9 protein-coding genes are annotated in these 12,182 nt (G+C 60.3%); all 9 read left to right on the top strand.

All coding sequences use genetic code 11. The features are described from left to right. Positions 1–51: 51 nt before the first annotated feature. The 9 genes from ACMXYJ_RS14770 (at position 52) to ACMXYJ_RS14730 (ending at position 12,155) form a co-directional block, all read left to right on the top strand. Complete coding sequence (locus ACMXYJ_RS14770) at positions 52–333, top strand: peptidylprolyl isomerase (protein ID WP_046048458.1); 282 nt, start codon at positions 52–54, stop codon at positions 331–333. Positions 334–468: 135 nt separating this feature from the next. Beyond that, positions 469–2,337, top strand: coding sequence for an extracellular solute-binding protein (locus ACMXYJ_RS14765; RefSeq protein ID WP_415760411.1), 1,869 nt, complete (start codon positions 469–471; stop codon positions 2,335–2,337). Continuing rightward, positions 2,337–3,398: a microcin C ABC transporter permease YejB gene (locus tag ACMXYJ_RS14760; protein WP_123368175.1), complete on the top strand. Its 1,062-nt coding sequence runs from the start codon at positions 2,337–2,339 to the stop codon at positions 3,396–3,398. Before ACMXYJ_RS14765 ends, ACMXYJ_RS14760 begins: the two co-directional genes overlap by 1 nt. Beyond that, positions 3,398–4,420: an ABC transporter permease gene (locus tag ACMXYJ_RS14755; RefSeq protein ID WP_033061673.1), complete on the top strand. Its 1,023-nt coding sequence runs from the start codon at positions 3,398–3,400 to the stop codon at positions 4,418–4,420. The genes ACMXYJ_RS14760 and ACMXYJ_RS14755 overlap by 1 nt, the downstream gene beginning before the upstream one ends. 14 nt (positions 4,421–4,434) lie before the next feature. Further along, positions 4,435–6,009 (top strand): ABC transporter ATP-binding protein, encoded by a 1,575-nt coding sequence (locus ACMXYJ_RS14750; protein ID WP_415760410.1) that lies wholly within the window; start codon positions 4,435–4,437, stop codon positions 6,007–6,009. Positions 6,010–6,162: 153 nt separating this feature from the next. Continuing rightward, complete coding sequence (locus ACMXYJ_RS14745) at positions 6,163–7,578, top strand: sigma-54 interaction domain-containing protein (protein WP_415760409.1); 1,416 nt, start codon at positions 6,163–6,165, stop codon at positions 7,576–7,578. A gap of 287 nt (positions 7,579–7,865) precedes the next feature. Continuing rightward, positions 7,866–9,257, top strand: coding sequence for a GntP family permease (locus tag ACMXYJ_RS14740; protein ID WP_415760408.1), 1,392 nt, complete (start codon positions 7,866–7,868; stop codon positions 9,255–9,257). Positions 9,258–9,264: 7 nt separating this feature from the next. After that, a complete protein-coding gene (hbdH, locus tag ACMXYJ_RS14735) occupies positions 9,265–10,038 on the top strand; it encodes a 3-hydroxybutyrate dehydrogenase (RefSeq protein WP_415760407.1) in 774 nt (257 codons plus the stop codon). A gap of 161 nt (positions 10,039–10,199) precedes the next feature. Continuing rightward, a complete protein-coding gene (locus ACMXYJ_RS14730) occupies positions 10,200–12,155 on the top strand; it encodes an acetoacetate--CoA ligase (protein ID WP_415760406.1) in 1,956 nt (651 codons plus the stop codon). Positions 12,156–12,182 lie beyond the last annotated feature (27 nt).

Raw genomic sequence — 12,182 nt, 5'->3', positions numbered from 1 at the left:
TGAATCCGGTAGGCTCCGCATTTTATTGAACATTGAAAGGAGTATTTCACCATGGCTAAAGCCACTGCCCGTCACATCCTCGTTGCCAGCGAAGCCAAGTGCAACGAATTGAAAGCCCAAATCGAAGGCGGCGCTGATTTCGCCGAAGTCGCCAAAGCCAACTCCACTTGCCCGTCCAGCCGCCAGGGCGGTGATCTGGGTTCGTTCGGTCCAGGCCAGATGGTCAAGGAATTCGACGCCGTGGTCTTCAGCGCACCGATCAACGTGGTGCAAGGCCCGGTCAAGACCCAGTTTGGTTACCACCTGCTGGAAGTGACCAGCCGTCAGGACTGATCAAGCTTTAGGTTTTCTGCTCAACGGCCCGCCTTTTGGTGGGCCGTTGTGTTTCGGATACGTGATACGAGTGGCGAGGGACGCGCCGCTAGCGTACAAATTGCGGTTATTGACCACCCGGCTCTAAGGCTGACAATGCGACTGGCGTTCCCTACTTTATTGTTCACGGCCGTGGCCCTGTTGTTGAGCGTCACCGGTGTGACTGCAGCACCGCAACATGCGTTGACCGTGTACGGTGAACCGGCGAAGTATCCTGCCGGCTTTAGTCATTTTGCCTACACAAACCCGCAAGCACTCAAGGGTGGCACCATGCGCCGCTCGGCTGTCGAAATCGGTCATTTCGATCATATGTTGCCCTACATCGATAAAGGCATTGGCGTCACACAGATCGACGGCCTGCTTTACTCGCCCCTCGCCCAGCGTTCGCTGGACGAGCCTTACACCGTGTACGGTCTGGTGGCACAGAAAATGGAGCGCTCGGACGACGGTTTGTTCCTGCGCTTCTACCTGAACCCCAAGGCCCGTTTCGCGGACGGCAAACCGATCACGGCCGAAGACGTGCGCTATACCTTCGACCTGTTGATGACCCAGGGCAGCCTGCGTTATCGCACCCAATTTGCCGACGTCAAAGGCGTCGAAGTGGAATCACCTCTAACGGTTCGGTTCGACTTGAAAAGCAGTGAAAACCGTACCCTTCCCCTCGATATCGCGACCTTGCCGGTGTTTCCCGAGCATTGGTGGAAGACTCGCGACTTCGCCAATGGTGGCGGTTACGAGCCACCGTTGGGCAGCGGCCCCTACAGGGTAGGCAAGGTCGACTCCGGTCGCAGCATCACCTTCGAACGCAACGCCGATTGGTGGGGCAAGGATTTACCGGTCAGCCGCGGCCTCTACAATTTCGATCATTTCAGCATCGAGTACTTCGGCGATACCGACGTCGCCCGTCAGGTCCTGCGCGGCGGGGCCTACGACTACAATCGAGAGTTTTCCGCCACCGGTTACTCCATCGGCTACGACGGCCCGGCCCTGAGTGACGGACGCCTGCAAAAGGCGCACCTGGCAACGCAAGCGCCCCAAACGGCTCAGGGCTTTGTGTTCAACCTGCAAAACCCGCTGTTCCAGGACCGTCGAGTGCGTCAGGCGCTGGCCATGCTCTGGGATTTCGAGTGGAGCAACCGGCAGATGATGCGCGACCTGTACATCCGCCAGCAGAGTTACTTTTCCAACACCGACCTCGCCGCCCGACACCTGCCGGACGCCGGCGAGTTGGCGATTCTCGAACCACTGCGCGGGCAGATCCCCGACGAGGTGTTCACCCAGGTTTTCCAAGCACCGAAAACCGATGGCAGCGGCGTGATACGCGACAAACAGTTGCAGGCACTCGATTTGCTCGAACAGGCCGGCTGGAAACCCGATGGCGATCAACTGGTCAATGCCGAAGGCCAGTCGCTGAGTTTCACTTTCCTGGTCAGCCAGAACGGCATGGATCGATTGCTGCTGCCTTATAAGCGCACCCTGAAACAGATCGGCATCGACATGAACATCCGCCGCATCGACTCGTCCCAATACGTGAATCGCCTGATGAGCCGCGACTACGACATGATCGTCACCGGCTATCCGGTCACGACGTCGCCCGGGGGTGAACTGCTCAATTACTTCGGCTCGGTCTCGGCCAACGACCCTGGTGCCAATAACTACATGGTCTTGAAAAGTCCAGCGGTCGACACCCTGATCGCCGGGCTGATTCGCGCCACCACCCAACCCGAAATGCTGCACTACGCCCACGCGCTGGACCGGGTGCTGCAATGGAACTACTACTGGATTCCCAACTATTACCCGCCGGGCAGCTCCACCGTGTGGTGGAATCGTTTCGGCAGGCCCAACGAGCAGGCGAGCAATGACGAAGCCATCGAGAGCTGGTGGGAAATCAGCACCACGCCGCTGACCAACCAACAGATGACCGCTGAGCAAATCAGCCGTGGCAAACCCGGAGGGCCGCACTGATGTGGGCTTACATACTGCGGCGTCTGTTGCTGATCATCCCGACGCTGGTGATCATTCTTCTGGTCAACTTCATCATCGTCCAGGCCGCGCCGGGCGGCCCGGTGGAACAGGCCATCGCGCACTTGCAAGGCATCGGCGGCGCGAGTGTCGGCGGCGGTTCCGGCGAACGCATGTCCGGCACTTCCCGATCCAGTCGCGGCCTCGACCCGCAACTGATCAAGGACATCGAAAAGCAATACGGCTTCGATAAGCCGGCGCACGAACGCCTGTGGCTGATGCTCACCAGTTATGCGCGCCTGGACTTCGGCAAGAGCTTTTTCCGCGGTGCGACCGTCACCGACCTGATCCTGGAAAAAATGCCGGTGACCATTTCCCTCGGGCTCTGGGCGACGCTGATCACCTACCTGGTGTCGATTCCCTTGGGCATCCGCAAGGCCGTGCACCACGGCAGCCATTTCGATATCTGGAGCAGCACCGCGATCGTCATCGGCTACGCCATGCCGGCGTTCCTGTTCGCGATGTTCCTGATCGTGGTCTTCGCCGGTGGCACCTCGCTGAACTGGTTTCCGGTGCGCGGCCTGGTCTCGGACAACTTCGAATCGCTGTCGACCGTGGGCAAAATCGCCGATTACTTCTGGCACCTGGTATTGCCGGTGACGGCGCTGGTGATCGGCGGGTTCGCCACGCTGACCATCCTGACCAAGAACTCCTTCCTCAATGAAATCACGCGCCAGTACGTGGTCACCGCCCGCGCCAAGGGTCTGAGCGAACGCCGAGTGCTCTACGGTCACGTGTTTCGCAACGCCATGCTGCTGGTGGTCTCGGGAATTCCCCAGGCGTTTATCAGCGTATTTTTCGCCGGTTCCCTGCTGATTGAAGTGATCTTCTCCCTCGACGGCCTGGGTCGCATGAGTTACGAGGCCGCGGTTTCACGGGACTATCCGGTGGTATTCGGTTCGCTGTTCATCTTCACGCTGTTCGGTCTCTTGATAAAACTGGTCGGCGACCTCTGCTACACCCTCGTCGACCCACGTATCGACTTCGCCGCGAGGAACGCCTGATGTTCAAGCTCTCGCCGTTAGGTCGTCGTCGTTTCGAGCGTTTCAAGAAAAACCGTCGCGGCTGGTGGTCGTTGTGGCTGTTTGTCGGCCTGTTCCTGCTGACCCTCGGTGGCGAGCTGATCGCCAACGACAAACCGCTGATCGTCAGCTATCAGGGCTCCCTCTACTTTCCGGCCCTGAAGCGTCATACCGAGCAGGAATTTGGCGGGCAACTGCCGTTCCAGGCGGACTACCGCAGCGATTATGTGCAGAAGCTGATTCACAAGGACGGTGGCTGGATGCTGTTCCCGCCAATCCCTTTCAGCGACGACACGCCGAACTATGACCTCAACCAACCGGCGCCCAGCCCTCCGACGAAGGTCAACTGGCTGGGCACCGACGATCAGGCGCGGGACGTGTTGGCCCGAGTGATTTTCGGTGCTCGGGTGTCGATCCTGTTTGCCTTGATGCTGACGTTTGTCAGCGCACTGATCGGCATCGCTGCCGGTGCCCTGCAAGGCTATTACGGCGGCTGGGTCGACCTGATCGGTCAACGGTTGCTGGAAGTTTGGTCGGGGCTGCCGGTGCTGTACCTGCTGATCATCCTGTCGGGTTTCGTCGAGCCTAATTTCTGGTGGCTGCTGGGGATCATGGCGCTGTTTTCCTGGCTGGCCCTGGTGGACGTGGTGCGCGCCGAGTTCCTGCGCGGGCGCAACCTGGAATACGTCAAAGCCGCGCGGGCGCTGGGCCTGACCGACCGTAAAGTCATCGTCCGGCACATCCTCCCTAACGCGATGAATGCGACCCTAAGCTACCTGCCGTTCATTCTGACCGGAGCGATCTCCACCCTCACTGCGCTGGACTTCCTCGGCTTCGGCATGCCCGCCGGCAGTGCATCGCTGGGCGAATTGATCGGTCAGGGCAAGCAGAACCTGCAAGCGCCGTGGCTGGGATTGACGGCATTTTTTACCTTGGCGCTGATTCTTTCTTTATTGGTGTTTATTGGTGAGGCGTTGCGTGATGCCTTTGATCCACGATCGTGATGCGGACTACTGATATGAGTAACAACCTGATCGAAATCCGTGACCTGCGCGTCACCTTCAGTGGCCAGACCGTGGTGCGCAATCTGTGCCTGGACATCCGCCCCGGTGAATGCCTGGCACTGGTGGGCGAGTCGGGCTGCGGCAAGTCGGTGACCGCTCACTCGATCCTGCAACTGCTGCCAGAGACCGGCACCGAAACCACGGGCAGTATTCGCTATCGTGGCCGGGAGCTGGTCGGCGCTTCGTCAAAGGTGCTGCGAGAACTGCGGGGTAACCGCATCGCGATGATCTTCCAGGAGCCCATGACCTCGCTCAATCCGCTGCACAGCATCGAAAAGCAGATCGGCGAAACCCTTCTGCTGCACAAGGGCCTGGCCGGTAAAGCGGCGCAAGCGCGGATACTCGAATTGCTGCATCTGGTCGGCATTCAGAAGCCCAAGGAGCGGCTCAAGGCCTATCCCCATCAATTGTCCGGCGGCCAGCGGCAACGGGTGATGATCGCCATGGCCCTGGCCTGCGAACCGGAGCTGCTGATCGCCGACGAACCGACCACCGCGCTGGACGTGACAGTGCAGCGCAAGATCCTGCTGCTGCTCAAATCCCTGCAACAGCGTCTCGGCATGTCGCTGCTGCTGATCAGCCACGACCTCAATCTGGTGCGCAGCATTGCCCAACGGGTCTGCGTGATGAAGGCCGGGGAAATCGTCGAGCAGGCACCTTGCGAAACCTTGTTTACCGAACCGAAACACCCTTACAGCTGCGTGCTGCTGAACGCGGAACCGGAAGGTGAGGCGCTGCCCCGGGACGAGCGCGAGAACGTGCTGGAAGTGGACAATCTGCGCGTGCAGTTCGCCCTCGGTGGCGGGCTGTTTCAGCGCAAGACCTACCTGAAGGCCGTGGACGGCATCAGCCTGAACATTCAGCGCGGCAAGACGCTGGGCATTGTGGGCGAATCCGGCTCCGGCAAGTCGACGCTGGGTCAGGCGATCCTGCGCTTGCTCGACTCCGAAGGCAGCATTCGTTTTCAGGGTGCAGCGCTGGACGGCCTGACGCAAAAACAGCTGCGGCCGTGGCGCAAGAAAATGCAGGTGGTGTTCCAGGACCCGTTCGGCAGCCTCAGCCCGCGAATGTCCGTGGCGCAGATCATCAGTGAAGGCCTTGAGGTTCATAGCCAGTTGACGGCTGACGAATGCAAAGCCGAAGTGATTCGGGCACTGGAAGAAGTCGGCCTCGACCCGAAAAGCCGTCATCGCTACCCGCACGAGTTTTCCGGCGGCCAACGCCAACGCATCGCCATCGCCCGGGCGCTGGTGCTGAAACCGGCGCTGATCCTGCTGGACGAACCGACCTCGGCGCTGGATCGCACGGTGCAAAAACAAGTGGTCGCCCTGCTCCGCCAGCTTCAGGAAAAACACGGCCTGACTTACCTGTTCATCAGCCACGACCTGGCGGTGGTGCGCGCACTGGCTCATGACATGATCGTGATCAAGGACGGCAAAGTGGTAGAAAGCGGTGCCAGTCATGACGTGTTTGAATCGCCGCAGCATCCGTATACCAAGGAGCTGTTGGCAGCGGCGCATCCGGGGTAGGCATAATCCCGCGCCTGTCGTTGGACCGAGTCGCCCCTATCGCGAGCAAGCTCGCTCCCACAGGGGATTTGTGAACGACACAGATCCAGTGTGGGAGCGAGCTTGCTCGCGATGAGGCCCGCACAGACACTACACATTCTGGACATGAAGCCCATGAACACCACCGAAAGCCTCAAGGACTATCAGCGCGTTCGCTTGCTGGCGATCCGTTCATTGTTCGAGATCATCGAGCAGTCGAGTGAAGGCACGGTGATTGTCGACCGCGACGCCAACATTGTCTGGATGAACGAGCGTTATGCCCGACGCTTCGGCCTGGAATCGGCGGAAGTGGCGATCGGCAAGGCCTGCGAAAGCGTGATCCCCGGCAGTCTGTTGCGCGAGGTGGTGCGCACCGGTCGGCCGATCCTGCTCGACATGCAAGACACCCCCAAAGAACCACTGGTGGTCATGCGCCTGCCGATTCACGACGACGCCGGCGTGGTGATCGGCGCCATCGGGTTTGCGCTGTTCGACGAATTACGCAGCCTCTCGCCGATGCTCAAGCGCTACATGAGCATGCAGGAAGAATTGGCGTCCACCCGCTCGCTGTTGCGGGCGCGGCAGACCAAGTACAACTTCGCGCACTTCATCGGCACCAGCGCCGCCAGCCTCGAAGTCAAACGCCGCGCCCGGCGCAGCGCGAGCGCCGAGTCTCCGGTATTGCTGCTCGGTGAAACCGGCACCGGCAAAGAGCTGCTGGCCCAGGCGATCCACGGCGCTTCGCCGCGCGCGCACAAAGCCTTCGTCAGCATCAACAGCGCGGCGATTCCCGAATCGTTGCTGGAAGCGGAATTCTTCGGCACCGCGCCCGGCGCGTTTACCGGTGCTGATCGCAAGGGCCGCGCTGGCAAGTTGCAGATTGCCCAGGGCGGCACCCTGTTTCTCGATGAAATCGGCGACATGCCGTTGCCACTGCAAAGCAAACTGCTGCGGGTATTGCAGGAAAAAGAATTCGAACCGGTGGGCTCCAACGAAGTGATCCAGAGCGATGTGCGGGTGATTGCCGCGACCTCCACGGATCTGGAAGCCGCGATCAAACGAGGAGAGTTTCGCGCCGACTTGTATTACCGCCTCAACGTGCTGCCGATCCAGGTCCCGCCGCTGCGTGATCGACTCGATGACCTGCCGGCTCTCAGTGAAGCGATTCTGGAAGAACTGCGCAGTCAACACGAATTGAACCGCGAAGCCCTGGACCTGCTGGGTCAACATGCCTGGCCGGGGAACATTCGTGAACTGCGCAACGTGCTCGAACGCGCCGCACTGCTCAGTGATGACTTGATGCTGAATGCCACCGATATCCGCGCGGCAATTGGTACATTCACACCGGTAGAGCGCGTGGCGCCTGTCACGATTGAGCCGGTTACGCATGAGACTTTCAGTGAGGCCCGGGAGCGGTTTGATCGGCAGTTGATTGAAAGCACCCTTGCGCAATGTGGCGGGAAGGTTGTTGAAGCAGCGGCGCGGTTGGGGCTGGGGCGGTCAACGTTGTACAAGAAGATGGTGGCGTTGGGGATTGCTGAGTCTCAATAAAGAGACATACATCTCCACTTGTAGACAGAACATCGCGAGCAAGCTCTCTCCCACAGGTTGACCGAGTTGTGCGTAAGAATGCGGTCAACTGTGGGAGCGAGCTTGCTCGCGATGAGGCCGGCATTACCGACACAAGTCTCAAACTAGAGACAACCAACTGAAACTCAACTCAAATATTCTACATATATCCTTATATTTCAATAACTTGCATGTCTGGCACGAAACTCGCTAAAGCCCTCTCCCACAACAGTTCCACCCTACAAAAATAACAATCCAGGAGACACACCATGAGTGTGATCATTGCCTTGGCAGCGCTCACGCTGCTAATGCTCGCGGCTTACCGTGGCTACAGCGTTATCCTCTTCGCCCCGATTGCCGCCCTCGGCGCCGTTCTGCTCACCGACCCTTCCGCCGTCGCCCCCGCTTTCACCGGGGTGTTCATGGAGAAAATGGTCGGCTTCATCAAACTGTATTTCCCGGTGTTCCTGCTCGGTGCAGTGTTCGGCAAGCTGATCGAGCTGTCGGGCTTTTCGCGCTCCATCGTCGCAGCGGCAATTCGCCTGCTCGGCACGAGTCAGGCGATGCTGGTGATCGTACTGGTCTGCGCCCTGCTGACTTACGGCGGCGTGTCGCTGTTCGTGGTGGTGTTCGCGGTCTACCCGTTTGCCGCTGAAATGTTCCGCCAGAGCAATATTCCCAAGCGACTCATCCCGGCGACCATCGCCCTCGGCGCATTCTCGTTCACCATGGACGCCCTGCCCGGCACCCCGCAAATCCAGAACATCATCCCCAGCACCTTCTTCAACACCACCGCCTGGGCCGCGCCCTGGCTGGGCTTGATCGGCTCGATCTTCGTGGTCTGCGCCGGCATGCTGTTTCTGCAGCGCCAGCGCAACAAGGCGCAGCGCGCCGGTGAGGGTTATGGCACCGAACTGCGCAACGAGCCGGAAACCGCGGCCGACATCAAACTGCCCAACCCGTGGATCGCCGTGTCGCCGCTGCTGGCCGTCGGCATCATGAACCTGCTGTTTACCCAGTGGATTCCGCAGTGGTACGGCAAGACCCACAGCCTCGCGCTGCCGGGCATGGCCGCGCCGGTGACCACCGACATCGCCAAACTCACGGCGATCTGGGCCGTTCAGGCAGCCTTGCTGGTCGGCATCATCATGGTGCTGGTGTTCGGCTTCCAGGCGATTCGTGGCAAGTTGGCCGAAGGCAGCAGAAGCGCGGTCGGCGGTTCGTTGCTGGCGGCGATGAACACCGCATCGGAGTATGGATTTGGCGCAGTGATCGCCTCCTTGCCGGGCTTCCTGGTATTGGCCGACTGGCTCAAGAGCATTCCCAATCCGCTGGTCAACGAAGCGATTACCGTCACCCTGCTGGCCGGCATCACCGGTTCTGCGTCGGGCGGTATGAGCATTGCGCTGGCGGCCATGGCCAATGACTTCATCGCTGCGGCCCATGCCGCCAATATCCCGCTGGAAGTGCTGCACCGGGTGGCCGCGATGGCCAGTGGCGGCATGGACACCCTGCCGCACAACGGCGCGGTGATTACCTTGCTGGCGGTCACCGGCCTGACCCACCGCGAAGCCTACAAAGACATTTTCTGTATTACGCTGATCAAGACCCTGGCGGTTTTTGTGGTGATCGGTACTTTCTACGCCACTGGCATTGTGTGAGGTATTCATGACAACTCTTTCCGGCAAGACTGCACTGGTCACCGGTTCCACCAGCGGTATCGGCCTGGGCATCGCCCTCAGCCTGGCCAAGGCTGGCGCCAATCTGATCCTCAACGGTTTCGGTGATGCGTCCAAGGTGATTGCCGAGGTCGAGCAATTCGGTGGCAAGGTTGGCCATCACCCGGCTGACGTGAGCAACCCTGAGCAGATCGCCGACATGATCGCCTACGCCGAGCGTGAGTTTGGCGGCGTGGACATCCTGGTCAACAACGCCGGCATTCAGCATGTGGCGCCGGTGGAAGACTTCCCGGTGGAGCGCTGGGATTCGATCATTGCGATCAACCTGTCATCGGTATTCCACAGCACCCGTTTGAGTTTGCCAGGCATGCGCGCCAAGGGCTGGGGACGGATCATCAACATCGCTTCGGTGCACGGCCAGGTCGGGTCCGTCGGCAAGGCGGCTTACGTAGCGGCCAAACATGGAGTGATCGGTTTGACCAAGGTGGTGGGTTTGGAAACGGCGACCACCAACGTCACCTGCAACGCCATCTGCCCGGGCTGGGTGCTGACGCCACTGGTGCAGAAGCAGATTGATGACCGCATCGCCAAAGGGATCGACCCGCAACAGGCGCAGCATGATTTGCTGGCCGAGAAACAGCCTTCGCTGGAGTTTGTGACGCCGCCACAATTGGGCGAACTGGTGCTGTTTTTGTGCAGCGAGGCCGGTAGCCAGGTGCGTGGCGCGGCGTGGAATATTGATGGTGGGTGGTTGGCGCAGTAACCCACCACCAATCCCGGCACTGATCGTTCCCATGCTCCGCGTGGGAATGCCTCAATGGACGCTCTGCGTCCGCTTTAGGGACGCGGAGCGTCCCGGGCTGCATTCCCACGCGGAGCGTGGGAACGATCTGACAACGAGAGAACAACAAGAAGAGGCAAGCCATGTCCGAGATCCTGTGGCAACCCGGCGCCAAGCGCATCGGCAAGACCCGCATGGAGGCCTTCCGGCGCTTCATCAATCAGCGACACCACCTCCACGTCGACGACTACCCTGCCCTGCATCAATGGTCCATCGACCAGCGTGAAGCGTTCTGGCAGGCCATCGTCGATTTCTTCGACATCCGTTTCCACGATCAACCGGACGCTGTACTGGTTGAGGGCGCGCAAATGCCCAGCGCCCAATGGTTTCCCGGCGCCACCCTGAACTTCGCCGAACACCTGATGCGCCGTCGCGACGATGCCGTAGCGGTCATTGCCATCGGCGAGAACGGCCAGCGTGAACACCTGACCTGGGCAGAACTGGCCGAGCATGTCGCCGGGTTTCAGAACAGCTTGAAAGCCGCCGGTGTCGGCCTCGGTGACCGCGTCGCGGCGTGCATGCCGAACACCTGGCAAACCCTCGTGGCGATGCTCGGCACCACCAGTTTGGGAGCGATATGGTCCTGCTCCTCACCGGACTTCGGCACCCAGGGCGTAATCGATCGCTTCGGCCAGATCGAGCCCAAAGTGCTGATCACCTGCGCCGGTTACCGCTATGCCGGCAAAGAGATCGACCAGACCGCCAAGGTCAATGAAATCCTCGAACGCTTGCCGTCCTTGCAGCAGTTGATTGTCGTGCCTTACGCCCGGCCGCAAGCGCACATCGAACACTTCCACACCCGGGCCAACGTGACGCTCTGGGATGATTTCTACGACGTGGGCAGCGAACCGGAATTCGTCCCCGTGCCCTTCGCGCATCCGCTGTACATCCTCTATTCCAGCGGCACCACCGGCGTGCCGAAATGCATCATTCACAGCACCGGCGGCGTGTTGCTGCAACACGTCAAGGAACACGGATTGCATTGCGACCTCGGCCCCGGCGACCGGTTGTTCTACTACACCACCTGCGGCTGGATGATGTGGAACTGGCTGGTCTCGGCGCTGGCCGTGGACAGCACGGTGGTGCTGTACGACGGCTCGCCGTTTCATCCCGCCCCCGAGCGCTTGATCGACCTGATCGACGACGAACGCATCAGTGTCTTCGGCACCAGCCCCAAGTACCTCGCGACCCTGGAAAGCAGCGGCATCAAACCTCGCGAAAGCCATGACCTGAGCAGCCTCAAAACCCTGCTGTGCACCGGTTCCGCGTTGTCGCCGCAGAGTTACGACTACGTCTACCGCGACCTCAAGCCTGACCTGTGCCTGGCCTCGATGTCCGGTGGCACCGACATCGTTTCGTGCTTTGTGAACAGCAATCCGCTGCAACCGGTACGCCGTGGCGAGATACAAGGCAAAAGCCTGGGCATGGCGGTGGAAGTCTGGAACGACAACGGCCAGCCGGTCATCGGCGAAAAAGGTGAGCTGGTGTGCACCCGGCACTTCCCGGCCATCCCCATCGGGTTCTGGAATGACCCTCAGCAGGAAAAGCTTCGCGCCTCGTATTTCAGTCAGTTCCCCGGGGTCTGGGCCCAAGGCGATTACGCGGAACAATTGCCCCATGGCGCGATGATGATCCACGGACGCTCCGACGCCGTGCTCAACCCCGGCGGCGTGCGCATCGGTACCGCGGAAATCTACCGTCAGGTGGAAAAAGTCCCACAGGTTCTGGACAGCGTGGCCATCGGTCAGCAATGGCAGGATGACGTGCGGGTGGTGCTGTTCGTGCGATTGCGCGAGGGCGTCGAACTGGACGAAGCGCTGCAACAAGAGATCCGCCAAGTCATCCGCGCCAACACCACACCGCGGCATGTGCCGGCGAAGATTGTCGCGGTGACGGACATTCCACGGACGATCAGTGGCAAGGTTGTCGAGTTGGCCGTACGAAATGTGGTGCACGGCCAGAAGGTGAAGAACACCGATGCCTTGGCTAATCCCGAGGCGCTTGAGCAGTTCCGAAACCGCCCGGAACTAAAGGACTGAAAAAATCCACTGTGGGAGCGAGCTTGC

This window comes from Pseudomonas arabinosi (assembly GCF_047758675.1).
Classification (GTDB): Bacteria; Pseudomonadota; Gammaproteobacteria; order Pseudomonadales; family Pseudomonadaceae; genus Aquipseudomonas; species Aquipseudomonas arabinosi.
The sequence above is the reverse complement of the archived record's forward strand: the minus strand, read 5'-3'. Positions and strand labels throughout refer to the sequence as shown.